The sequence below is a fragment of the Candidatus Saccharimonadales bacterium genome (genome assembly GCA_039928925.1).
Classification (GTDB): Bacteria; Patescibacteriota; Saccharimonadia; order Saccharimonadales; family Saccharimonadaceae; genus UBA6022.
This window is the reverse complement of sequence record JBDSSF010000001.1, coordinates 156465-179231: the sequence shown is the minus strand read 5'-3', so window position 1 is coordinate 179231 and position 22767 is coordinate 156465. Positions and strand designations below refer to the sequence as shown.

General features: G+C 42.6%; 27 protein-coding genes and 1 tRNA gene. 6 read left to right on the top strand and 22 right to left on the bottom strand.

What is annotated here, in order from left to right; translation table 11 throughout:
* Positions 1-174: 174 nt before the first annotated feature.
* Positions 175-1143 (top strand): ATP-binding cassette domain-containing protein, encoded by a 969-nt coding sequence (locus ABIS22_00935; protein ID MEO7740460.1) that lies wholly within the window; start codon positions 175-177, stop codon positions 1141-1143.
* Entirely contained in the window at positions 1143-1952 is an 810-nt protein-coding gene (locus ABIS22_00930) for an ABC transporter permease (GenBank protein MEO7740459.1), read from the top strand. The genes ABIS22_00935 and ABIS22_00930 overlap by 1 nt, the downstream gene beginning before the upstream one ends.
* A 46-nt stretch (positions 1953-1998) precedes the next feature.
* Here the strand turns inward: ABIS22_00930 and ABIS22_00925 are convergent, their stop codons facing one another.
* The 3 genes from ABIS22_00925 to trmD all read right to left on the bottom strand — a co-directional run bounded on the left by ABIS22_00925 (position 1999) and on the right by trmD (position 3952).
* Complete coding sequence (locus ABIS22_00925; GenBank protein MEO7740458.1) at positions 1999-2532, bottom strand: hypothetical protein; 534 nt, start codon at positions 2530-2532, stop codon at positions 1999-2001.
* Positions 2533-2587: 55 nt separating this feature from the next.
* Positions 2588-3067 carry a hypothetical protein gene (locus ABIS22_00920; protein MEO7740457.1) on the bottom strand — a complete coding sequence of 160 codons (480 nt, stop codon included), beginning with the start codon at positions 3065-3067 and terminating at the stop codon, positions 2588-2590.
* A gap of 231 nt (positions 3068-3298) precedes the next feature.
* Positions 3299-3952 (bottom strand): tRNA (guanosine(37)-N1)-methyltransferase TrmD, encoded by a 654-nt coding sequence (trmD, locus tag ABIS22_00915; GenBank protein ID MEO7740456.1) that lies wholly within the window; start codon positions 3950-3952, stop codon positions 3299-3301.
* Positions 3953-3972: 20 nt separating this feature from the next.
* Between trmD and ABIS22_00910 the strand changes: the two genes are divergently transcribed.
* A complete protein-coding gene (locus ABIS22_00910) occupies positions 3973-4398 on the top strand; it encodes a hypothetical protein (GenBank protein ID MEO7740455.1) in 426 nt (141 codons plus the stop codon).
* 605 nt (positions 4399-5003) lie between these two features.
* On the opposite strand, the gene ABIS22_00905 is transcribed toward ABIS22_00910, so the two are convergent.
* The 6 genes from ABIS22_00905 to ABIS22_00880 all read right to left on the bottom strand — a co-directional run bounded on the left by ABIS22_00905 (position 5004) and on the right by ABIS22_00880 (position 7807).
* Positions 5004-5396 carry a KH domain-containing protein gene (locus ABIS22_00905; GenBank protein ID MEO7740454.1) on the bottom strand — a complete coding sequence of 131 codons (393 nt, stop codon included), beginning with the start codon at positions 5394-5396 and terminating at the stop codon, positions 5004-5006.
* Between the two features lie 115 nt (positions 5397-5511).
* Positions 5512-5877, bottom strand: a complete 366-nt coding sequence (gene rpsP, locus ABIS22_00900; protein ID MEO7740453.1) for a 30S ribosomal protein S16 — start codon at positions 5875-5877, stop codon at positions 5512-5514.
* A gap of 54 nt (positions 5878-5931) precedes the next feature.
* Complete coding sequence (gene rnc / locus ABIS22_00895) at positions 5932-6672, bottom strand: ribonuclease III (protein MEO7740452.1); 741 nt, start codon at positions 6670-6672, stop codon at positions 5932-5934.
* Entirely contained in the window at positions 6669-7163 is a 495-nt protein-coding gene (locus ABIS22_00890) for an NUDIX domain-containing protein (protein MEO7740451.1), read from the bottom strand. The genes rnc and ABIS22_00890 overlap by 4 nt, the downstream gene beginning before the upstream one ends.
* Positions 7144-7602: a transcription antitermination factor NusB gene (gene nusB / locus ABIS22_00885; GenBank protein MEO7740450.1), complete on the bottom strand. Its 459-nt coding sequence runs from the start codon at positions 7600-7602 to the stop codon at positions 7144-7146. Before nusB ends, ABIS22_00890 begins: the two co-directional genes overlap by 20 nt.
* Positions 7603-7654: 52 nt before the next feature.
* The gene (locus ABIS22_00880) at positions 7655-7807 is read right to left on the bottom strand and encodes a hypothetical protein (GenBank protein ID MEO7740449.1); all 153 of its coding nucleotides are present in this window, start codon (positions 7805-7807) and stop codon (positions 7655-7657) included.
* Between the two features lie 201 nt (positions 7808-8008).
* Here ABIS22_00880 and ABIS22_00875 point away from each other — a divergent pair, with 201 nt between their 5' ends.
* Positions 8009-8302 (top strand): hypothetical protein, encoded by a 294-nt coding sequence (locus ABIS22_00875; protein MEO7740448.1) that lies wholly within the window; start codon positions 8009-8011, stop codon positions 8300-8302.
* A gap of 65 nt (positions 8303-8367) precedes the next feature.
* On the opposite strand, the gene leuS is transcribed toward ABIS22_00875, so the two are convergent.
* The 7 genes from leuS to ABIS22_00840 form a co-directional block, all read right to left on the bottom strand.
* Complete coding sequence (gene leuS, locus ABIS22_00870) at positions 8368-11118, bottom strand: leucine--tRNA ligase (GenBank protein MEO7740447.1); 2751 nt, start codon at positions 11116-11118, stop codon at positions 8368-8370.
* Between the two features lie 61 nt (positions 11119-11179).
* A complete protein-coding gene (locus tag ABIS22_00865) occupies positions 11180-12463 on the bottom strand; it encodes a hypothetical protein (GenBank protein ID MEO7740446.1) in 1284 nt (427 codons plus the stop codon).
* Between the two features lie 56 nt (positions 12464-12519).
* Entirely contained in the window at positions 12520-13800 is a 1281-nt protein-coding gene (gene murF / locus ABIS22_00860) for a UDP-N-acetylmuramoyl-tripeptide--D-alanyl-D-alanine ligase (protein ID MEO7740445.1), read from the bottom strand.
* A gap of 94 nt (positions 13801-13894) precedes the next feature.
* A tRNA-Phe gene (locus ABIS22_00855) sits at positions 13895-13970 on the bottom strand.
* 71 nt (positions 13971-14041) lie between these two features.
* Positions 14042-14767: a hypothetical protein gene (locus tag ABIS22_00850; protein ID MEO7740444.1), complete on the bottom strand. Its 726-nt coding sequence runs from the start codon at positions 14765-14767 to the stop codon at positions 14042-14044.
* A gap of 25 nt (positions 14768-14792) precedes the next feature.
* Complete coding sequence (locus ABIS22_00845) at positions 14793-16682, bottom strand: KUP/HAK/KT family potassium transporter (protein MEO7740443.1); 1890 nt, start codon at positions 16680-16682, stop codon at positions 14793-14795.
* Positions 16683-16879: 197 nt separating this feature from the next.
* Positions 16880-17212 (bottom strand): hypothetical protein, encoded by a 333-nt coding sequence (locus tag ABIS22_00840; GenBank protein ID MEO7740442.1) that lies wholly within the window; start codon positions 17210-17212, stop codon positions 16880-16882.
* A 218-nt stretch (positions 17213-17430) separates the two neighbouring features.
* Here ABIS22_00840 and ABIS22_00835 point away from each other — a divergent pair, with 218 nt between their 5' ends.
* Entirely contained in the window at positions 17431-18204 is a 774-nt protein-coding gene (locus ABIS22_00835; GenBank protein ID MEO7740441.1) for an alpha/beta hydrolase, read from the top strand.
* Here the strand turns inward: ABIS22_00835 and ABIS22_00830 are convergent.
* From ABIS22_00830 to ABIS22_00815, 4 genes are all read right to left on the bottom strand, one after another.
* Positions 18201-18620, bottom strand: a complete 420-nt coding sequence (locus tag ABIS22_00830; protein MEO7740440.1) for a DUF3817 domain-containing protein — start codon at positions 18618-18620, stop codon at positions 18201-18203. The genes ABIS22_00835 and ABIS22_00830 overlap by 4 nt on opposite strands.
* An 83-nt stretch (positions 18621-18703) precedes the next feature.
* Complete coding sequence (locus ABIS22_00825) at positions 18704-19198, bottom strand: methyltransferase domain-containing protein (GenBank protein MEO7740439.1); 495 nt, start codon at positions 19196-19198, stop codon at positions 18704-18706.
* A 62-nt stretch (positions 19199-19260) separates the two neighbouring features.
* Positions 19261-19710, bottom strand: coding sequence for a DNA methylase (locus ABIS22_00820; GenBank protein ID MEO7740438.1), 450 nt, complete (start codon positions 19708-19710; stop codon positions 19261-19263).
* Between the two features lie 145 nt (positions 19711-19855).
* Complete coding sequence (locus tag ABIS22_00815; GenBank protein ID MEO7740437.1) at positions 19856-20530, bottom strand: DUF1028 domain-containing protein; 675 nt, start codon at positions 20528-20530, stop codon at positions 19856-19858.
* Between the two features lie 150 nt (positions 20531-20680).
* Here ABIS22_00815 and ABIS22_00810 point away from each other — a divergent pair, with 150 nt between their 5' ends.
* Positions 20681-21328 carry a DUF4190 domain-containing protein gene (locus ABIS22_00810; protein MEO7740436.1) on the top strand — a complete coding sequence of 216 codons (648 nt, stop codon included), beginning with the start codon at positions 20681-20683 and terminating at the stop codon, positions 21326-21328.
* Positions 21329-21396: 68 nt separating this feature from the next.
* Here ABIS22_00810 and ABIS22_00805 read toward each other — a convergent pair whose 3' ends face one another.
* Both ABIS22_00805 and ABIS22_00800 read right to left on the bottom strand, forming a co-directional pair.
* Complete coding sequence (locus ABIS22_00805) at positions 21397-22449, bottom strand: NAD(P)-dependent alcohol dehydrogenase (protein MEO7740435.1); 1053 nt, start codon at positions 22447-22449, stop codon at positions 21397-21399.
* A gap of 68 nt (positions 22450-22517) precedes the next feature.
* Complete coding sequence (locus ABIS22_00800; protein MEO7740434.1) at positions 22518-22763, bottom strand: SHOCT domain-containing protein; 246 nt, start codon at positions 22761-22763, stop codon at positions 22518-22520.
* Positions 22764-22767 lie beyond the last annotated feature (4 nt).

The window sequence follows — 22767 nt, the reverse complement described above, 5'->3', positions numbered from 1 at the left end:
TCAATAAATTAATTCGACAAAGACTTCGTGATAACCACTTGTTAATTATAGTATATCATGTTTATGTAAATCTGTATATTGTCTGTTCATCATCCATTCTCCCCTACTAGCGCCCTTTCACTCGGCTTGGTACAATTGAGACAATAATTAACTATATGTATCTTAAGGAATCTTATGCCAACAAATGACTACGTTATTGAAACAAAAGGCCTTACAAAATCATATGGCAAAAATGAAGTTTTAAAAGGTATTGATCTACGCGTACGTCGCGGGACAATGCTGGCACTGCTTGGACCAAACGGCGCAGGCAAAACAACAACTGTTCGTATTCTTAGTACGTTACTTAAATTTGATAGTGGAAGTGCGATTGTCGAAGGCTACGACGTCAAAGATCATGCAGACAAAGTCCGCGGTGTCATTGGCCTTACAGGACAATCTGCTGCAGTCGATGAGCTACTTACTGGCCGCGAAAATCTTATCATGGTCGGTCGTTTATACCGACTGACACCAGCTAGCGCAAAAGCGAGAGCACAGGAACTACTTGAAGAGTTCGATCTCGTTAAGGCTGCTGAACGACCAGCAAAGACCTACTCGGGCGGTATGAGACGCCGCCTCGACTTGGCTGTAAGCCTTATCGCGGCACCACCAGTCATTTTCTTAGACGAACCTACGACAGGCCTTGATCCACGTTCTCGACTTGCGATGTGGAATATAATAAAGAAACTTCTCGAAAATGGTACGACCATACTCCTTACGACCCAATATCTCGAAGAAGCAGATCAGTTAGCAGATCAAATTGTCGTGATCGATGGAGGTAAGGTTATTGCCCAAGGGACAAGTGCTGAGCTAAAAGCAAAGATTGGTAAAGACCGACTTGAAGTAACATTTAAAAACGAGGATACATTTTCAAGAGCAGCCAAATTGCTCGGTAAAAATGTCGTTGAAACTAACCTCGCGGAATTTTCGGTCACCGTTGTCATCCAAGATACGGATAAAGATGTTCGAAAGACGCTTAACACACTTTCAGATTCAGGAATAGAAGTTACGAATCTTCAAATCCATAAACCAACGCTCGACGACGTGTTCTTATCCCTTACGGGCAAACAGAATAGTGCCAAAAAAGCAGTCAAGGAGACAAAATAATGCCAGTAAAACTTGAATTTGAAACAAAGCCTAAAGCAATCATGGCGATTAATGACTCGTTCATTATGATCAAGCGGAGTAGTACGCATATTTTGCGTAACATGGACCAGCTTCTTGGAACATTTTTTCAGCCAATTATGTTTTTGGTATTATTTGCAGCAGTCTTTGGTGGTGCCATATCAAATTCATTACCAAAGGGAGTTGGCTATCTCGACTTTTTAATGGCAGGTATTATTATACAAACAGTTGCATTTGGATCAACGACAACCGCCATTGCTATTTGTAATGATCTTCAAAAAGGTATCGTTGATAGGTTTCGTTCACTACCAATGTCGACAGCAGCTGTACTAAATGGTCATATTATCTCCGACCTCCTACGTAACGGACTGTCGACAATTGTTATGGTTATTGTTGGGTTAATTATAGGATTTCGTTCCAATGCAAGCGTGACCGATTGGCTACTTATCGCTGGGATTATCATGCTCTTTACTCTCGCTTTCTCTTGGCTTATGGCTATCATGGGAGTTGTCGCAAAAAGTGTTGAGGCAGTACAGTGGTTAACCTTCATTATTATATTTCCTCTCACATTTGCAAGTAGTGCATTTGTGCCGACTGCAGGAATGCCTAAGTATCTTGAGTTCTTTGCGACTAACCAGCCTATTACTCAAATCATAGAAGCTGTGCGCGCACTTATGCTTGGAACACCGATCGGTAACCATGGCTGGATCGCAGTTGCATGGTGCCTCGGAATACTCATTGTTGCTATACCAGTTGCAACGAGACTATTTCGTAATAAAACGACAGTGTAATAAAAATGACCGGTTACACCGGTCATTTTTATTATCTCTGCATACGTTACTTTGTAATGGTTACGATAGGTTTTCGAGCACCCTTTTTATGATCAACTGTCTTAAAGTAGCCTATGATTTCAAACAGGAAATAGCTACTTACTCCTGCGCTGAGTACGCTTGTAATAACACCAACTACATCGATTCTAATGAGTGCCGATACAAGCCCGAATAGAAGACTGACAATTGTGACGAGAAATAATAGATCCCATCCCTTTTTATTTAGTACCTTGAGTGGTTTAATAGCCATTGATTCTAAAATGACAGTAATAATAAGAAGAGCGAGGGATACAAATGTAGCGATAAGCAGCGTTCCAGTTAATGCTGCGCCGACGACGACACCGCCTAGTGCGGTAGAGACACTACCAACAACCGCAACAGCGAGAAGTGCACCTATAATACCAAAAGCTCCGAAAACAACACCAACAATTGTAATCCACCAAATATTTTGAGCAATCCATTTACGTACCTCTACTGGCAAATGCGGTACATCTTTAAGCCACTCTGCAACAGTGAGCTGTAGTTTGTTTATTTGTTCCATGTGAATCACCTCCTTAGGTTATCTTTATCATACGTTGAGGAAATGAGTGAGGCAACTATTTCTTCTTGGGATGTCCAGGCCACATGCCCCAGCTAGCCCATATTGCTAAAACACCTAGTGCAAGACTAAAAAAGACTGTCCACCAACCACTCGGTAGCTTAACTGTCGCACCTAATAGTCCGGCTGACGTGACGATGCCATTTGTAAAGTTAAGCCACAGGCTAATAAATATCCATATACCCGCAGCAGCCCAGCTACAAATCATACTCAACCAGCGCATAAGAGGGCTAACGGACATACCTAGAAGAAACGGCACAGCAAAGACTTCAAATGAGACAATGAGTGCCGCTAGAAGATAGGCAAATCTATCACCAGTTGGTAGTAAAAAGCTTTTAATTAAGCTTGGAAAATCTTCATAAGTAAAAAGTTGTGCCACGGCCATGACAACTAATATGCCTGCAAATAATAAAGAAATCTTACGGACGCTATCAGTCTTTGGCGCGACTCCACTGCTTACATTTACGAATATGCTCATGTCTGTAGTATACTCTCTGATAATCCGGTGCGCTAGATTGTTGTTATTTTTATTAATGTACTTGTGCTTTAGGACGCTACCATGTACAGTAATGACTAGCGAAAGTTACAAAAATAAACATAACTCCAAAAAATAAATTGTGACACAAATCGCTCTACGATAAACCACCACAACTTAAATACACCTCGTCATTGAGGTGTATTTATTTTGTGTAGTAATTGTCTTAAATTTCTAATCTGCTTTGAATGAATTTTCATTTCGCCATTTTGCGATCAAAGCATGATTACCACTGATGAGCACTCCTGGTACTTTCATGCCCCTGAAGTCTTCAGGGCGGGTATATTGTGGAAATTCTAAAGTCTCACCATCACTAAAACTCTCTATGGCTGCGCTATTTTCACCGCCAAGGACACCCGGAATTAAACGTACAATACTATCGATAATAGTCATTGCGGGCAACTCTCCGCCAGTAAGGACATAATCCCCAACACTAATAGATTGATCGACAATACTCATAATTCGTTCGTCATAGCCCTCATACCTGCCACAGATAAAGATGTAGCCATGATCTTGCTCAGCATATGTTTTAGCCACTGACTGCTTCCAGCGAAGCCCTCGAGGTGTCATAAGAAGTACTTTAGCTGTTGGATCAGTTTCTTTAGCAAGTTCAACTGCAGCAAAGAGAGGTTCGGGTTTTAACAACATTCCATCACCTCCACCGTAAGGCGTATCGTCAACTGTGCGGCGTGGCCCGAGGCCGAACTCACGAAGATTAACCATAGAAAAATCAGCCACATTTTTATCTTGGGCTTTCCACATCATTGAATTGTTGAGCACACCGTCAAACATTTCAGGAAATAGTGTGATAACTTGGAATTTTCTCATCTGTTATATTGTACAGTCTATTGACCAGTTTGTCTATATATGATAAAGTATGTATAACTTTTCACTCAAGTCAACTTGGGCGAAAAGCCCTACTTGAGTATATGAGAGGACTATTCATGTCTCCCAGTACTACTGTCCCTTGCAGCATCTCCGGTGCTGAACTCCTCGAAGAGAATGTGGAGTTCTACGTCGAGGTCGTGACATGTTCACATGGCACTTCCTACTTCGAAGGCCCGTTCACATTCACGACCTGGGGCCATGATTCCGAAGATGTCGTGATCGTCTACGGCCAGGGAGGTCGTCGACTCGACACCTTCATCCTGAAGTTGTCGGAAGACGGTACGCATGTCGAAGAAGATGACTATGTCGTCCTGGATGCGTCCAGGATCATTCTCGCCGCCGATCTCGAAGCAGCTTGCAACCAAACGGACTGCGGTTGCCAGTAGAACCCGCCGCCCGAGGGCGTCATCCCGAATTCGCTATAAGCTAGAGTTCGGGGTGGAATCTCGGGCAATAGCCAGAATTATTGATTAGTATCGATAATTGTGGCTATTGTAATATGATAAGTATTGACTTTTTATTGTTATTATGTTAATATACATTTACGTTTTGCTTACCTTATGATTTAAGCATGCGTGTACAGTATACGAGGCCACTCCGGACTCGTAACTGTCCTCACAGAGGAGAATGAACATGAGTTTCGAACTCGCAGTAACTCTGGCTGTTTTTGGCGTCCTGGCACTGTTCGGCATCATCATGCTGGCCACCAGTGGCGAGCGTCACCCCGGCCTCAACGACCAACTCATCCGCTGAAAAGCGCCAAGTGGGTCATCCAGCCGGTTGCGACCAGAGTCATTTCTCCTCTGTTCGCAACCAAAGTGCTTAATTTATTTAAGAAATTTGGTTGCGACAATTCACAAATATTTCAGAAATCACAAAGCCCGCCATTACTGGCGGGTATTCGTGACACATATAAAGCTCTCAACAATTATGCATGTTGCTCGCATGAGCTCATTTCTCGCAGTTCAAGTGTTCTTCGAACTGTTTATGATTATATATCTAAGTCATCTAGTTCTGCAAGCTCTTTTCGAGTATTTTTTGCAAGGCTAGACTCGTTTTCCACAACTTCCTCTGGTGAGTTTTTCACAGGTTCGCTTTCGGTGTTATCCGACGAGTGAGAATAGTTTTCACGTTCCTCATCATTGTTAACAATTTTAAGATTGTAGCGCGCGTCATTTTTGGTTCCAAGTGCGCGAAGTAGTGTCCGTAAACTCTGAGCCGTAACGCCTCTTTTACCAATAACTCGGCCAAGATCTTCAGGATTAACGGTCAAAGACAGTAATACGCCTTTCTCATCAATAACACGCTCGACGATGACATCATCAGGATGTCCGACGAGAGATTTTACGATATATTCTATGAATTGTTGGTCTATTGTTGACATTTCGGTGCCCTCCATTGCCACTGTGGTCTCACTAACATACTATCGTAGTGCTATTGTAGCACGAAAAATGCCCGCTTGCAGAAGCGGGCATTTAAGATTATTAGCGTGAAATAGTTTACTCTGTTGCTTCTTCAGCAGCAGGAGCTTCTTCAGCGAATACTTCTTCTTTTGGCTGATTTTTACGAAGTTTTTCAGCGTTCTTGATAGGTTTTGATTTAGAATCAGCTTTTTTCACCCAGTTAGGTAGCTTAACGCCAGCTGCATCAAGTAGCTTTACGATTCGTGGAGTTGGCTGTGCGCCATTGTCGAGGTATTTCTGAGCAAGCTCTACCTGTACGTTTGATTCTTTAGTGTGCGGGTTGTATGTGCCGACATAAGCGACAACACGACCACTAGATGGATGACGCTGAGCCTCCTGAACCGCAAGGCGGTAGATAGGGTAGCCTTTACGGCCAACACGTTGCAATCGAATTGCGAGCATAAAAATGAATTTCCTTCGTTAGTAATTAGACTTTATATAAGTTCTTGTACAAGTCTACACTGTTTTTGGTGTATCGTCAATCTGTTTTTGGCGCTTTTCATAGGTTATTAAAGAGGCGCGAGCCGCTTCTTGCTGTGCCGCCTGTTTACTTGGGCCAGTTCCTTTACCCATCAACTTATCGCCAACAAATGCGCCTAGTGTAAATATCTTGTCATGATCCGGACCGATTTCTTCAATCACTTTATAGACTGGAGTGTGGTTATCAAGCCGCTGAGAGACTTCTTGAAGATGTGATTTTGGATCACGCCAACTTCCTGACTCTAGAATGGTCTCGAGTTTTGATGTTATGTGTGTATGGATGAAGGTAGCTGAATCCTCATAGCCGCGTTCGAGATAAATTGCACCAATAACTGCCTCAAAGGCGTTTGCAAGAATTTGCTGGCGTGCACGTGTACTACCGTTCTTTTCACCACGACTCATTCGCAGTAGTGACTCGTAGCCAAGCTTTTCACCTGCCTCGCCGATACTTTCGGTTCTAACAAGTGATGAACGCCAACTTGTTAAAATACCTTCTTGTTCATCATACGTACGGAATAGGAAATCTGTTACAACGAGTTCGAGTACTGCGTCACCTAGGAACTCAAGTCGTTCGTTATGTTCAGAAACACTCTTCTTATGCTCGTTAACATAACTACGGTGCGTCAGAGCAGTAATAAGGTAGTCTATATTCTTAAACTCGAACCCAAGAACATCACGGGCAAAATCTTGATATGGTGTAATAAGCATACCGGTCATAAATTCTCCTGTCTAATGCGCTTCATGGCAAGAAGCATGAGTTTACCAATGTCTTCGTATTCAATTACGTCGAGTGCGTCGTGAAATTTGAACCATTTAATGCCGTTCATCCATTCTTCTTTTTGGATAGCATTCGTATCACCCTTAGCGCGAACTAGGTAGATTTGAGTCGTCATAAGAACGAGTTTATCGATACGACGATAACGGAAATGGATTTTACCAAGCCATCCAAGAATATCGGTTTCAGTCAGCCCAGCTTCTTCGCCAATTTCACGCTTTGCAGTTTGCTGCGCATTCTCACCTTCTTCAATGTGGCCCTTTGGAATAGTCCAGCGGTCTTTTGCATCTTGAATTAAAAGGATCTCGACACCACCATCTTTATCTCGACGAAATACGATACCACCAGCGGTAGGTTCGCGTACGACCTCTTGAATAGACGGTTTTTTCCGATTAAAGTACTTCTTGAACTGATCAAACTTCGGAGCTTGCATCTGGTGTTACCTCTACAAGGGTTCGATACGCGGTGCCCAGAACACCGTTGATGAACTTACTTGAATTATCAGAACCAAAAGCTTTAGCGAGTTCGACAGCTTCGTTAATAGCCACTTTAGGTGGGACAACGTCTGCACGATGAAGCAACTCATAAAGGCCAATACGAAGAATCGAGCGATCAACGCGAGCAATTTGATCAATTGGCCAATCAGGCGCAATTGGTTGAATCTTGGCATCTAATTCTGGCTGGTTATCGATGACACCACGAACTAGTTCCTCGACAAATGATTTGTCATCAAGGGTTGACTCATAGCGCTCGATACCTCGGCGTAGAATTTCATCAACGTCGACCGAGCTATCCTCTGACTGAACACGGAATTCGTATTCATACAGTGTTTGGAGAGCGACGATTCGTCCTAAGTGACGATTAGAGGCCATAGTTGGTTCTTTCTGATATTAGTTTGTTTTTAAGGAATGTTTATAGAAGCTACTAGGCAGCTTTAACGACTTTGCCAGTTTCGCGCTTTGTTGTGCGAACTTTTACTGGTGAACTTCCGTTGACACGTCGAGCTAACTTTAGCACTAAGTGACTACGACGAGTACCAGTTTTACGGGGGCTAGATTGCTTTTTTGGTTGTCCCATAAAGTGAATCTCCTTCTAGGGTTACTGTTATTAAAATCTGGTAGCTATTATAACGGTTTTAACGGATATACTCAATAGGATATTGACATATTTTACCATAAGTGTTATAATGAATACATCTGAAGTACTCCGCAGCAACACTCTTGCACGTCGAGTTCAGATGAACCTCGACAAGTGAGAGCAACCGAAAGGATTACCGCAATGAGCATCCGATCGAACAGTCTCAAGATCCGTGTGACGTTCGCCATCATCGTGACGATGATCGGTACGGGCATCATCGCCCACAGGGAGGCAACTTCCTACTGGGCTGGACGCGGTGAGATCCGCCCCTACAACTCGATGACTGTCGCCATCCTGGCTGCAATCTTCGTAGGGTCGGTCATCATCTCGATCTGCATAGGTGTCGCAAGAAGCCGTCAGCGCAAGCTGTCGACGCTTCGACGCGAAGGCACGACCGGGTACTTCGGTACCTACGGTCACCGCGACCGAGTCTGAACTAGGACGAAGGGTGGCGCAATTGTCACCCTTCGTCCGCACGCTCTCACTTGTCGAAAGACAACTTATACGACTATATTTACTAGCCGGCCCGGTATATAAATTACCTTGGCTGGTTTTTTGTTGTCTGTAAACTTCTGAACGTTTGGATCCGTCAGTGCGGTATTTTTAACGGTTTCTTCGTCAGCATCTTTTGCAAATGTTAATTTCGCACGTAACTTTCCATTGACTTGAACAATGACGACGATCGTTTCGCTCGTAATTAACGAATCATCCCATAATGGCCAGCCGGACTGGTGAATGAGTCCATCATGACCAAATTGCTGCCATAGCTCTTCTGCCATGTGCGGTGCAAACGGAGCAATGAGACGCGCAAGTGTCGAAAGTGCCTCGCGCCACACGGTCTCACTAAAACCATCTGTCTTTAGTTTATAGAGCTCATTTACATATTCCATGAGCGCTGAGATTGCGGTATTGAAACTAAGGCGATGATAGTCATCTGTTACTTTTTTTATCGTCTTGTGCTGGATACGAATAACTGCATTGTCATTACCAGTGAATGTTTTATCTGATTGCTCAAATTCTTGTGATAATGTCCAGACACGGTTAAGAAATCTGTAGATTCCTGCAATGCCACGTGAGTCCCATGGAGCATCTAGCTCGATTGGGCCCATAAATAGAAGATAGGTTCTAAGCGCATCAGCTCCATATCCTTGATCGATAACATCAAGAGGGTCAATGACATTACCTTTTGATTTACTCATCTTAGTGCCATCTTCAGCATTGATGTAGCCATGGTAAATTAACTTCTTAACGGGCTCTTTAAAATCGACAAGTCCCATATCTTTGAAGACGTGTGTCCAGAAACGGACATATAGAAGGTGAGCTACTGCATGGTCGCCACCAACATAGTAATCTATAGGAGACCAATAGTTGGCTTTTGCAGGATCCCAAGCCGCCTCAGCGTTATGTGGGTCACTATAGCGAAGCAAATACCAACTACTACATGCATAGCCATCCATCGTATCTGTTTCGCGCCTTGCAGGTTTACCACATGTTGGGCATGTCGTATTTACCCATTCAGGAACACTCGCAAGTACCGATTTACCATCACCTTTCGGCGCGAAATCTTTCACATCTGGGAGTAGCACAGGCAGCTGATTCTCGGGCACCGCAACAGCACCGTGTTCTTCACAGTGAATAATTGGAATAGGCGCTCCCCAATAGCGTTGACGACTAATGAGCCAGTCACGCATTTTATACGTTGTTTTACTCGAACCAACCCCCTGCTGTTCAAGCCAGGCGACAACTTCCTCGCGTGCATCGCTTGTCGACATACCGTCAAATATACCACTGTTTATAAGTGGACCTTCACCATGGTAGGTTGTCTCTTCGGTATTATCTGGTTTTTGAATCACTTCAATGATTGGTAAGTTGAACTTTTCTGCAAAAGCAAAATCTCGTTCGTCATGTGCCGGAACGGCCATAACAGCTCCAGTGCCATAGCCTCCAAGGACATAGTCTGCGATCCAAATAGGAATCTTTTCTCCGTTAATTGGATTTGTGACATAGCTACCTGTGCTCACTCCCGTTTTCTCACGAGTATCGTTCATTCGATCAATTTCAGATTTTTTTACTGCTCCTGTAACATACGCGTCGACAGATTCTTTATATTCGTCAGTTGCAAGTTCTCGTGCAAGTGGGTGTTCAGGTGCAAGAACAATAAAAGTTGCCCCAAAAAGAGTATCTGGTCGTGTAGAAAATACGGTGATTGTATCGTTGATGGTTTTAAAATCGTAAATGGTAAATACGGTTTCAAAATCAACTGATTCACCGTAATATTTCTTATAACTATTTAGTTGTTGTTCTTTCGTAGCAAATGGCTCGTGACCATCAAGATCTAGCGCAATATCACCAAGCTTCATCGTTTGAATCGAGTTAATTTTTGCGACAGAAAACGGCGATACTTCGGTTTCACTGTGCCTTGTTGAAAGCCCCACAAGATCACCAGCATTGAGATTTTTTGGTTCAAGTCGAATAGTAGACCACTTCTTCCCATCCTGAATCAACTTTGTTAGTTCTGGTGTGAATTTTAACGTGTCTTTAACATCTAAACGAAACTTGATTTCGGCACCCTCAGATTTACCAATCCAATTCGTCTGAGCTGTTTTAATTTTCTGTGGCCAATCGAGGTCAGGGATTTCTTCAAGGAGCGCATCCGCATAGTCAGTTATCTTAAAAAACCACTGGTTCATGGATTTTTTTACGACTTCCGTACCACAGCGCCAACATTTGCCGCCTTCTACTTGTTCATTTGCAAGAACTGTCTTATCAACTGGGCACCACCACTGCAGGCTTTCTTTTTGATACGCAAGTCCACGTTCAAAAAACTTTGTAAATATCCACTGTGTCCAGCGATAGTATTCTGGATCACTCGTATTAATTTCTCTCGTCCAGTCAATACTAACACCCATGCGGCGGAATTGTTTTTTGAAGTTGTCTGTATTAATTTTCGTTATTTCAGCTGGCGCAGTACCTGTTTTAATAGCATAGTTTTCTGCAGGGAGTCCAAATGTATCCCACCCCATTGGGTTCAAGACATTCTTACCATGCGCCCTATGAAAACGAGCAATTGCATCAACGATTGAGTAACTAAATGCGTGACCCGTGTGCATTCCAGCACCACTTGGATATGGAAACATACCAGAAACATATGTTTTCTGTTTCGATGGATCATCGGCAACAACATAAGCCTGTTGTTCGTCCCAGGCTGCTTGCCATTTAGGTTCAATCTCTGAAGGGTTATAGCGCATCATACTTTTCACAGTATAACAAAATCCGCTCTCTTATGACAGAGAGCGGATCTGTAAGCATTATCTAGTTTTCTGTAAACAAATTGGAGATATCATTTTTGAGTTCTTCAAATGTAACGAAATCTTTTGGCGTGTCGATCGTTACCGATTTATTAAATACAGGTGACAATTCAACGTGAGTTTTTGTACCGTCGCTATCGTCATCAGCGGTGAATTTTGTTATCTCATGTCCCCACCTACTGATCCATAGCTGCGCTTTGGAAGTCCCTTTACTATCGGTAGCTGTACTTGGAGTATAGTCACTTGGGAATGATGCTGGGTCACAATCATGAAGCTGCTTGTATATCTTTGTGTTTACTGCAGCTTTTCCGAATGAGTCTACTTTTGCTTGGTCAAATGTGATTTCATAACCAAGACTGCCGTTCTCACTTGGAAGTTCTTTACTAACAACAACGAATCTATTCTTTTGGAATATGTCAGTGACTTCACTTATTGCAGCATTGTCGTCTTTAAATTTGGCATATGTATCATCGATACATTTTTTAGCTTTCTTAGCATCTTCGTTGTAGCTACCGATGTCATCTGTCGTGATCTTAATCCACTTGTTATCAACTTTTGCAATAAGTGCATCAATTGATGGTACGGAAACCTCTGCTCCAATTGCTTGGTCAACAAGCTGCTTCACATTTTTTATTTTGATATAAAGATTGTTGTCTTTATCAACGATACCAGAGCCCTCGACAGTAATATCTTTACCGTCAGAGTTGAATGTCACCTTAACGTTGAGTAGTCCTGAGCTATCTTTTGTCTGTGCATCGAATACGACACTAACTTTATCCTGACCAGTTGTCTTAATAAGGCCGCTTAGCATAGTTGTTTTTGCTTTTGATGCATTGATGATACTATCAACGATCACCTTATCAGGATTTTGGAACCAGAAGTTATATGCAAGAACACCAGTACCAATAAGAACAATGGCGACAGCTGCAATAATGCCGCCGATTATGAGGCCTTTTTTCGACTTCTTTGGTGGCAAAGTTGAGACTGTGTTCAATGGAGAAGGTGCAGATGCGAAACTAGAATTACCAAAAGCAGACTGAGTAGGTGCCTGGGCTGGCTGTACTGTCGGTACTGGCTGGCTGGGCTGAGCTACCTCTGCCGGTGCCACGGGTACTACTGTGGTAGACGCTGGCTGAAATGGAGCTGCCGCAGGAGTCGCTACGTCAGGAGCCTGATATGGTGCATTTTGCTCTACTGGTGTCGTATTGAACGAGACAGTTGACGGCTCAGCATCAAGTGATTGATCCGACGGATCTTCATTAAAATTAGGCTTGTTTGTATCATCCACGATTAGTTCTCCGGCTATATTATTGATTTTAGCTTAACATAACCAGTAATGATTCACTACGCGAATTTTGAAAAGAAGTTGTCTTTTATCTTCATCCATGCCGGAGTCTGACGAACAAGTTCATGATCAGCACTCATCACGCAGAGAACTTTAACAGCTTCTTCCAGGTAGATATTGCCTTCAGAACCTTTGAGAAGAATTGCCGCACCTGGCTCAAGAACACTTCTTGCAAACCCACCAGCGTCAATGGCTGAGTGGAAACTTTTCACCTGACATCCACGAGCACGAGCAGCAGGTGCAAGGTATTTTTCTGCCTCTTCGCCTACAGTAATCACCCATGATAAAAGACTCGGGTCACACATAGCCCCAATTTTTTGGTGTTCAGCACTTGATACACTGCCTAATTCATTCATACTCCCGAGTACTGCGATTCTCTGAGGAACCTGTAGACTGTAAAGTGTTTGAAGTGCCGAGCTAAGAGCGAGTGGGCTGGAATTATACGTATCATCGATGAGGAGAGTGTCGTCGATGCCATGAAGAAGATTCATACGTCCTGGTACAGCATGAATTGCGGCAAGCCCTGCTGTAATCTCCTCAGGGCCAAGTCCTAGTTTCATACCAACAGCTGCAGCTGCAACGGCAGCACGAAGACTATGCTCTCCGACTACGTGAACTTGAACTGGGATTGGCGTTGCACTATCAGGGCTGATAAGAGAACCGGTATAGCCAGCCTGAAGTGTAAAGTCTTCTTCTTCAAAACGAAACTCAGCAGCAGCTGTTGTACCGTATGTATCAATATTAGAATTTGTAAGGAAGTTCGCAAACCTACCGTCAATATCATCACGGTTGATCATAGCGAGTTTTGCAAAATTAGCTGCGGTTAATTCCTCTTGTGCTACTGCCTCAATCGTTCCGAAAAATTCCATATGTTCAGGAGAGACGGCAGTAACAACTGCAATATCTGGTAGTAGGTAGGTACCAAAATGGGCAACTTCACCTGGATGGTCAGATCCTAGTTCCTGAATAATAATATCTGTATCAGTTGGTTCGTGAATACGACGTCTTGCAGCTGAAAAAACAGATAGCCAAGCGCCGATACTGTGAATATTTCCTGGGTACTCGATACCTAAGATTGCGAGTGGTGCGCTGACATCAGTATTATGATTTCCTTCATGGAGACGCACTCTATAGCGACGCGACAGTACTGTTGCGATTGCCATCTTTGTGCTTGTTTTACCGACACTACCAGTGACAGTTACGAGTTTTACTTCTGGATGTTTTTTAAAATATGCTTTGACATATTTTTCTAATTTTTTCTGGATTAGCTTTTTGAACATATTGCTTATCATTGTAGATGATTTATAGCGGAATGAGAAATAATGTCATGTGATCAAAGAAAAAACCCAACCAGTAAAGGTTAGGTTTTTTCTTTGGTGGCTCCTCCCAGACTCGAACTGGGGACACAGGGCTCTTCAAGCCCCTGCTCTACCAACTGAGCTAAAGAGCCACAACTAGCGTAGATGCTTAGACGATTATACATTAAAATAGTTTGTCAGACAATTACCTCTTAACACCAAACTATTTTTTAAATCTCGTTAGTGTATCTTGAATCGTACGTATAAGATCTTTCTTGTGATTTGCCTCTAATTTAAAATACGACTTTATAACTGATGCAAGATTAGGGCTGAAGCCGGACATAGGATCATCTCCCCTGTGTGGTGGTTCAAGTATCACCACGTCTTCGATTGTCGTACCATCAAAACAGACATCACTTGCTGCAACGTACCATAGCTGTGTTTTTGGTATATGTAACTCACGTCTTGCGATGAGTTGATTTTGTAGACAGCGCGGTGCGTGACTCGGTGTTGCTATTTGGATAACGTGTTGAGCGGCTGTGTCGTGATTAAAATACTCAGCAGCATGAATAACTTCGTCTAGCGTATTTTTAATAACAGGACCAACCGTTAGAGCATGTACTCTCTCAAGAAAAATACTATATTGTTCATCACTTAGAAGAATAATTTTTTCGTTTAAAGTACTAAAACGACGTAGTTGATCGAGACGATCAATAAGATAGCGTTTCGTATACGCGCCTTCAATAAGTCCCTCTTTTTCAGATGGACCACTAAATACGATAGACTTTACATCCTGGTCATAAGGAATATCAAGTAGAGTATCGACAAATTTTGTAAGCGTACCAAGCTGATTACTTGCTGGATCACCCCAGACAAATTTTTCCCAGCCAATTGCGCCTAAGTGATATACGTGCAGTAATATTCCAGTTCTTATTCCTGTTTTAGTCATATTAAGATCATACCAAAGTTTAAAATTATAACTTAATAGAAATCCTCATCTCTTCGGTGCGTTCAATTGGTAGTTTATAGTAGTCACTAACGCTCATGGCATTTTTTGACATGAAGCCATATATAGATTTCCGCCACCTCGCAAGGTTCCTTCTCTTCGTGTACACAACATTATTACTCGAAACAATATAGGTGGCTGTATCGGGATTAAAATCAAGTTCTCCGTTGAGTCTTCGTATCGCTTTTAAAGCTTTTGGAATATTGATACTATCGTGGAAGCCATAGGATAACGTCACATGACTAATGCCGTCTCTAAACGTAAGATCTTCAAATACTGCACGTTCCTCTTTAGGCACATGTGCTGCAGTTGTCAGGTGAACTGAAACAATAACAACCTTTTCTGGTAGTTCATGAAATTCTTCAACGGTTGCGTGTAATGCCAGCGGAGCGAGAGTCGAATGATGCCCTATGAAAACCGCCGCCCCTGGGACTCTTTTTACGGCTGGCTTCATTGCATGAATTTTATCTATAAAACCTTGGAGTGGTCCCTCCATCTGAATGCGCTCAGCATCAACAATCTTTCCGCCCTTAAGCCAGGTACTCATGATCAGAAAAGCAAATACTCCGATGATAACTGGGAATAGTCCCCCGTGAAATATCTTTGTAAGATTTGACGAGATAAATAAAAGATCGACAGAAAGGAATATGACCGCCAGTACAGCAAGTTCAGTTTTCGATCTGCGCCATATCGTTCGAAGAACTACAAGGAATAATATAGTATCAGCTGCAAGTGTTCCACTCACCGCAATACCGTAGGCATTCGCTAGCTTGTCTGACGAACCAAATAATATGACCAGAAGAATGACACTCACAAAAAGTATTGAATTAATCAGTGGTACGTACACCTGGCCAATGGCGCGATCGGATGTATGTTTTACCAACATCTTTGGAAGAAAGCCGAGTTGAACGGCTTGTTTGGTAAGCGAGAAAGCTCCAGATATGACAGACTGCGAAGCGACAATTGTCGCTATAGTCGCGAGAATAACGACAGGTATTTGCACTGCTCCTGGAAATAGCTGGACGAGTAGATTACTACTCACGTCAGGACTATGTAAAATGAGGGCGCCCTGCCCCATGTAACAAAGTGCCAGTGCGGGAAACACAACTAAGAACCATGCTTTTGCGATTGGTCGACGACCAAAATGTCCCATATCCGCATAGAGCGCTTCCGCACCCGTAATAGCAAGTACCACTGCCGTCATTGCAATGAACGCAGAAAATGGCTGCGCAATAAAGAAGTCGATCGCGGTAAGAGGAGAAAGTGTCTGTAGGACGCCGGGATGTTGCCAAATCTGCCAACCGCCACCAAGGGCTATTGTGATAAACCAAAGTAGCATAACAGGACCAAATAGCTTTCCTAAAATATTTGTCCCGTATTTTTGAATCCAAAAAAGTACTATAAGAACAATAAGGGTGATTGGAAGTATAAATGAACCAAGACTTGGTGCAACGACATGGAGGCCTTCGACTGCAGATAGTACTGAAATCGCGGGTGTAATAGCGCTATCACCATAAAATAGTGCAACCCCTATAAGGCCGATTGTAATGAAAAACCACTTATATCTTGCACGAATATTCGTGCTTTTTACGAGTGAGACAAGGGCCATGATACCACCTTCACCTTCGTTATCTGCTCGCATAATGAATCCGATGAATTTAATTGAGACGACTAAGATAATCGACCAAATAACAAGTGAAATAATACCGTATACATTCAGCTGACTAACGGCTAGATGTTGACCCTGCTGCCCAAATACAACTTGTAGCGCGTAAAGTGGGCTCGTTCCGATATCTCCAAAAACAACACCTAGTGCACCGATCGTAAGAGCAGCAATACTTTTGTTTATTTTTGTCATTATAGTTAGTATACCCGATATATATCCATTGTAGGTATGACTTTTTCCAGGGTTGCTTTCGTCTTTTTAGACTCATCAGCACAAATACACATTTGTGGAGCAACTATGACGCGTAGACACTTGAATAGACACGGATAAAGTCCCGTGGCTATGAACCAATGTCCACGCGTCACGTTACTTTACAGCGTCCTCAACTCTTACTTCTTGCTGAACGCCACCTTCGGCGAGTTCAAGGTATACATCAGGCTTCCTCCGATACGGAGAAAACCCTGACGTCCACACACCCTGAAAACTACATGGAGCGGCAGGCTGACCAGATAGAGCACCAGCCACAACCCAACTCCGACGAACATCACCCATCCGAGCAGCATTGCGAGAATGAAATTCGCAGCCACCATGAGGTAGCGGTTCACGATCCTGTTGGCAATCGGAAAATTCCCGACTGCCGTGATGGGTCGAACGTGTACTTCTGTCTTGCTGTACATGTTGCCTCCTGAACTGTGTTGACGATTGGCGTTTACCGTCGTCATTGAAGTATAGAGAGATTTCTTATGCCTAGTTGTCAATACACTCTGGAGAAATAAATCTTCTACAAAGTTAATTTATAATAACATAAATGTTAAATAATAGCAATAATTATATTTGATCTCTAAGGTGTTATAGATGATAATAATTATATTTTTAAAGATATTGCGTCATTGTAAGATATATTACATAAATGTTTTACGTAAATTGCTAAGATGTGTATATGAAGACACCAAAACTACTCAATTATCAAGATATCGGACACGGCTCTGTTGTTGTTTTGCTCCATGGCTATATGGCAAGCTCACGATACTGGGCGCAAGTGAGTGATACTCTAGCACAGTCACACAGAGTGATTAGTATTGACCTCCTTGGATTTGGTAAATCACCAAAACCAGGCTGTAGCCGCTATGACTATGATGCTCATATGGCGAGTATCAATGCGACACTCGACAGTATTGGTATTGACGAACCATTTACACTTGTTGGTCACTCGATGGGCGCACTCGTTTCTCTACGCTATGCAAGTATTCATCCGTTAAAAGTAAGTAAACTACTTCTTACAAATATGCCTATATTCCTTGATGCAAAACTAGCAAGAGAAGAAATTATGGGTACCAATATCTTTTATAAGATTGGCCTCCGACCCGGTCTTAATACGATCGTCATGGGACTTTTTAAATTAATTACTGTCCTCCGACTGCTCCCAAATAAAGTTGGTGATGGTGCAGCATCTCGTCGTACATATATTTTCCAAAGTACAGCTGCTTCCCGCCTACGCAGTTTACGTAATGTTATTTATTCTGCAAAAATTGAGGCAGACCTTGCTGCTGTAACGGCAACCACCGTTATTCTTTCTGGACTTGATGATCGTATTGGATATATCAGGGACCTTGGAAAGCTCAACACACTGAGTGGAAACATCACAACTACAAGCGTTGCTGGTGGACACCATTTGCCACTGCTCCGCCCTGATCTCGTTGCGAGTTTTATCTAAATATCTTCCGGTGGCTCTACATAGATTGGTCGTTTTTTTCGATCACGTGCCATAATCTTTTCAAATATAAGCGATGTATATGGTGCAATCCCAGTAACGAGTGCCCCTGACATTCGCCAAAATCCCCATTTCATACTCCGTGCAGTGAGAAATACAAAGAGAAAATATAGAGAGAAGAATAAGCCATGTGTCATGCCAGCAATACTGACTGCAATCGCATACCCAGGTAAATGAAATGCCCTATAAGTGATGGCACTAATGAGTAGCGTCCAGCCAAATGCTTCACCAAATGCGACTATCCTATATAGCGTCCAAGCTTCTTTATCTGTAAACCAGTGTGTTTTGTTATATACGAAACTAACCTTCTGAGTTAAGGTATTGAACATTCTAGGTATAGGTGCGGCCTGCTCGTCCATACACATAAGTATCCCAAACATCGGCCACTAAATACAATAGCTCTTATGATAAAGATGTTTGGAATAATTATAAAATCGTGCCACTACGGTATTTTATAAAAGTATGCATTACCTTCAAAAAGATAATGCTGCATACCTGGCAGTGGATAAACATACGTGACAACTGTCGCACCAGGCATCAGCTCTTTTTTCATCTTCTGTGCGAGTCTTTCCATATATTCTGGCATGAGAAAAGCAAATACAACATCGGCTGAATGGAATGATTTGCCCCAAGCATCACCGATATTTATAGTGACGTTTGCACGATATGACAAAAATTTAGCAATGAGAGCCATAACTGGGTTAATTTCGTAACCGGTACTGATCGCTCCTCTTCGGGCTGCCTGGCGTAAAAATCTTGCATCCCCGCAGCCAAATTCATAAACATTCATACCAGCCTCTAATCGAAGTTGCTGCTGAATAAGTATTAAATCCTTAGAAAACGCGGGTACCCATACTGCACCCCTAAAGCCCGAGATAATAAAGAAGGCACAGATAAATATGACTGCAAAGAAAATAAAAAGAAGAGCGATAGACATAGATAAACATTATATAATAATATACTCTATGTATCCATAATGTAATGAGTTAGATTGATCTACTACTCAACCCTGCGTGCAAATACTTCTTCGGTCTCTCGCATGAATATTTCTGCTATCTTTGGACCAACACCATACAGTTTTTGAATTCTCTTTGAAAACTCATCCTCATCCATGCTACTTTCAAGCATAAGATACAGTGATCCATCATATTCACGTATAAGTCGCTCCATACAGACCTGCAGCCCATGTGCAACGACATGCTGATATCTCGTATATCCGCCTTCATGCAGCACACTGACAAGCCTGTAGTCTGAGGCTTCGGCAATTGCCCACGGTGTATCGAGTTTTTCTTCAATAAAAAGTTGCCATGTTTTTACCGCAACGACTGACTGAATAGGTTTCCCTAAAAGATAACAAAGCAGGAACCAACGAAACATATCCATGTCTCCTGAAAGAACATCAAGATCGAAATCTGCAGCTGAATGTGACTGACGAGCTTTACGTGGCATACTACTAATTATAGCGAATAATATTCGTATGTGCTTTAGTGGATGATCATATCATCGAGTGTTGTTTTAGCGCTCTTTAGTAACGCGTATATGAGCTTGCCCATCGTCGCACTATTAATATTCGAATTCTTCGTATATATTTTTATTATTTGAAGAGCTCGTCGTGCAGTTGGAGCAGTCGTTTTAACTCTTTAATTGGTTCACTTGAATCATCACACCTAAGATCGACAGCGATGTCCGATGTACCTTCAAAGCCTTTGTCTTTCTCTACGACATATAGTGCTGCCGCCTGATCACCACGACTATCGCCACCCGCTGCTTGACCTGCTTCTAGTGCAGCCATAAGACGCCAGGCAAGGCTAAGGCCGGTGTCTGAGTTGCACCATGCTGCAACCATAGACTCAACAACCTCTGGGCCAGCGAGAAGGTTTCCTTGAATGGCAAATGATCCACTTGGGTGTGCTTCTGCATGACCACCGGCCCATGGTTGGCAATCTTCACCCGTGTATGTAGCGGATAAACCCTTGGCGTCAACAACACCAGCTTGTCGTAAGTTTCTTTTTGAGTCCGACTCAAAAAATATCTTAAGAACTTCTTCAGCCGACACACCCTCTTCGAGCATATTCATTCCTTCAGTCCTAAGACCCATGTTGGTACTTGCCTGCGTTGCAAGTGCACCGTGAACTGTTGCTGCCGGTACGTAACTCCCTACCGCGAGAAATTTACTTGCAACTGCAACACCAAAACTTTGACCGTCTTTGCTTCTCGCGACTATTGAGAAAGTCGCGATATTGAAATTTTGAGATGTATTTTTGATCATCTTATAACTATATCAAATGTATCAATAAGCGTTTTATAGATGCTATTTTTATTGAATTAAAGATATAGATTACATACACCTGATAATTAGTTGAATAACTCAAAAATAGCATATAATCAAATCACATAGTTAAACAAGGAGTGGAGTCACATGGAAGAAGTAACGAAACAAGTAACAGTTAAGAAATTATCGACAGCTGCCTTAGTTGGGCTAATCCTGGGGATTATTGCTCTTTTACTATCTGCTATCCCAATCATTAACAATTTTGCTGCATTTCTCGCAGTTATAGGTTTGGTGTTTGGTATTGTTGGACTCGTTGGCACAACAAAGTCTAAACGACGCGGCAAGGGAATGGCAATCGCTGCGATCATTCTATCTGTACTTGCATTCATTATTGTTATTGCAAGCCAATCATTTTATAGCAGTGTTTTAGATGGTGCATCCAAAGAAGCCAATAAATCACTTGATAAAATGTCAGGTGATGCAACTGCGGATATTCTTGGTAAAGATGTTGATGTAACCCTTGGAACCTTTTCTGCAGTTGAAGGAGAATACGGTATTGTCACAACAAAACTACCCGTAAAAGTTACAAATAAACTCGGCGAAGCAAAATCATACTATATTAAAGTCGAAGCAGTAGATGCAGCCGGAAACCGCATCGTTGACGATACAATATCTGTCGATAAACTTGGCTCAACTCAGTCACAGGACTTAGAAGCATTCAAATACGTGGAAAGCACTAAGCTCGAAGCACTAAAGACTGCAACATTTAAAATCTCGTCAGTTTCAGAACTATAGTCTATCGCTCATATAAAACAGTGCCCACATTCGTGAGCACTGTTTTTTTGTTTGACACTTTATACGATCTAAAGTGTGGATGAATCTATTACGAATCGATAGCGCACATCTGAATTTAGGACACGCTCATATGCATCGTCAATCTCATCAGCAGTGATAAGCTCTATATCCGCACTAATACCATGCTCTGCGCAAAAATTAAGCATTTCCTGAGTTTCTTTAATACCACCTATTGGTGAGCCTGCCCATGAGCGGCGTCCACCTAGTAACGCGAAGATGTCTACTGGAACAGGGTCTGCAGGTGCTCCCACGTTGACCATTGTCCCATCTACTTTAAGCGTCTTTAAGTAGGGACTAACATCCATTGAGGCAGTACTGACTGTGTTTATGATCAAGTCAAATGTACTTTCGAGATCTTCAAGTGTATTTTCCTTGCTAGTATCGTAGTAATTGTCGGCACCAAACTTGAGGCTGTCGTCACGCTTCTTTTCCGAGTGCGATAGAACAGTTACTTCTGCACCCATTGCATGCGCAATTTTTACGGCCATATGCCCAAGCCCACCGAGTCCAACGATAGCGACTTTTTTACCAGGGCCAGCCTTCCAGTGATGAAGTGGCGAATAGGTTGTTATACCAGCACAAAGGAGCGGTGCGGCTTTTGAAAGCTCTATTCCTTCAGGTATGCCAATAACGAAGTTTTCTTTGACAACAATGCATGATGAATAGCCACCTTGAGTTTGCTCATTGTTACCAAATCTATCCGTATCATCATACGTTCCGACACTATCTTTAACACAGAACTGCTCTTCCCCTCGAAGACAATATTCGCATTCACCGCAAGAATCTACCATGCAGCCAACACCAACTCGGTCACCGACTTTGTACATCGTGACTGCGTCTCCGACTTTGCTAACAATTCCAGCAATCTCATGGCCTGGTGTAATAGGATAGACGACATCGTCACTCCATTCCTGCCGTACTGTATGAATATCCGAATGGCAAATTCCAGCAAATTTAATATCTATTAAAACATCCTTTGGTCTGACGTCTCGTCGACGAATGATAGTTTTCTCATATTTACCTTCAGGACTAAATACTGCGCGTGCTTTTGCTTCAATCATTGGATAACTCCTATTCCTATTCTGACTATTATATGTACTGGTCTCGTTATATCTGCACGCAGTGACAATTACTTAGCAAGATCCTTCTTAAGCTGTTCGAACTGTTCTTTATCTATTTCACCTTTAGCGTAGCGTTCTTTGACAATGTCCACCGCATCCTGGCCACGTGGTGATACACCACGATGTTCATGCCCTCTCGCAAACCGCACGATAACAAGTATTATTCCAGCGATAATTACAGCCCAAAGGAGCATCATTACAAATCCCCAACTTGAGTCAACGCCATGTCCATTCATCATCTGATAATTGTGCATAAAA

Bases quoted from the DNA above. Each gene is read 5' to 3' on its own strand.
- ABIS22_00935 (MEO7740460.1), top strand. From the start codon at position 175: ATGCCAACAAATGACTACGTTATTGAAACAAAAGGCCTTACAAAATCA.
- ABIS22_00835 (MEO7740441.1), top strand. From the start codon at position 17,431: ATGAAGACACCAAAACTACTCAATTATCAAGATATCGGACACGGCTCT.
- ABIS22_00930 (MEO7740459.1), top strand. From the start codon at position 1,143: ATGCCAGTAAAACTTGAATTTGAAACAAAGCCTAAAGCAATCATGGCG.
- ABIS22_00925 (MEO7740458.1), bottom strand. From the start codon at position 2,532: ATGGAACAAATAAACAAACTACAGCTCACTGTTGCAGAGTGGCTTAAA.
- ABIS22_00825 (MEO7740439.1), bottom strand. From the start codon at position 19,198: ATGTCTATCGCTCTTCTTTTTATTTTCTTTGCAGTCATATTTATCTGT.
- ABIS22_00920 (MEO7740457.1), bottom strand. From the start codon at position 3,067: ATGAGCATATTCGTAAATGTAAGCAGTGGAGTCGCGCCAAAGACTGAT.
- ABIS22_00830 (MEO7740440.1), bottom strand. From the start codon at position 18,620: ATGGACGAGCAGGCCGCACCTATACCTAGAATGTTCAATACCTTAACT.
- rpsP (MEO7740453.1), bottom strand. From the start codon at position 5,877: ATGCTCGCAATTCGATTGCAACGTGTTGGCCGTAAAGGCTACCCTATC.
- ABIS22_00845 (MEO7740443.1), bottom strand. From the start codon at position 16,682: ATGACAAAAATAAACAAAAGTATTGCTGCTCTTACGATCGGTGCACTA.
- ABIS22_00810 (MEO7740436.1), top strand. From the start codon at position 20,681: ATGGAAGAAGTAACGAAACAAGTAACAGTTAAGAAATTATCGACAGCT.
- ABIS22_00850 (MEO7740444.1), bottom strand. From the start codon at position 14,767: ATGACTAAAACAGGAATAAGAACTGGAATATTACTGCACGTATATCAC.
- ABIS22_00805 (MEO7740435.1), bottom strand. From the start codon at position 22,449: ATGATTGAAGCAAAAGCACGCGCAGTATTTAGTCCTGAAGGTAAATAT.
- ABIS22_00905 (MEO7740454.1), bottom strand. From the start codon at position 5,396: ATGTCAACAATAGACCAACAATTCATAGAATATATCGTAAAATCTCTC.
- ABIS22_00890 (MEO7740451.1), bottom strand. From the start codon at position 7,163: ATGCAAGCTCCGAAGTTTGATCAGTTCAAGAAGTACTTTAATCGGAAA.
- ABIS22_00840 (MEO7740442.1), bottom strand. From the start codon at position 17,212: ATGACGACGGTAAACGCCAATCGTCAACACAGTTCAGGAGGCAACATG.
- ABIS22_00820 (MEO7740438.1), bottom strand. From the start codon at position 19,710: ATGCCACGTAAAGCTCGTCAGTCACATTCAGCTGCAGATTTCGATCTT.
- rnc (MEO7740452.1), bottom strand. From the start codon at position 6,672: ATGACCGGTATGCTTATTACACCATATCAAGATTTTGCCCGTGATGTT.
- ABIS22_00875 (MEO7740448.1), top strand. From the start codon at position 8,009: ATGAGCATCCGATCGAACAGTCTCAAGATCCGTGTGACGTTCGCCATC.
- ABIS22_00815 (MEO7740437.1), bottom strand. From the start codon at position 20,530: ATGATCAAAAATACATCTCAAAATTTCAATATCGCGACTTTCTCAATA.
- leuS (MEO7740447.1), bottom strand. From the start codon at position 11,118: ATGATGCGCTATAACCCTTCAGAGATTGAACCTAAATGGCAAGCAGCC.
- trmD (MEO7740456.1), bottom strand. From the start codon at position 3,952: ATGAGAAAATTCCAAGTTATCACACTATTTCCTGAAATGTTTGACGGT.
- nusB (MEO7740450.1), bottom strand. From the start codon at position 7,602: ATGGCCTCTAATCGTCACTTAGGACGAATCGTCGCTCTCCAAACACTG.
- murF (MEO7740445.1), bottom strand. From the start codon at position 13,800: ATGTTCAAAAAGCTAATCCAGAAAAAATTAGAAAAATATGTCAAAGCA.
- ABIS22_00880 (MEO7740449.1), bottom strand. From the start codon at position 7,807: ATGGGACAACCAAAAAAGCAATCTAGCCCCCGTAAAACTGGTACTCGT.
- ABIS22_00800 (MEO7740434.1), bottom strand. From the start codon at position 22,763: ATGCACAATTATCAGATGATGAATGGACATGGCGTTGACTCAAGTTGG.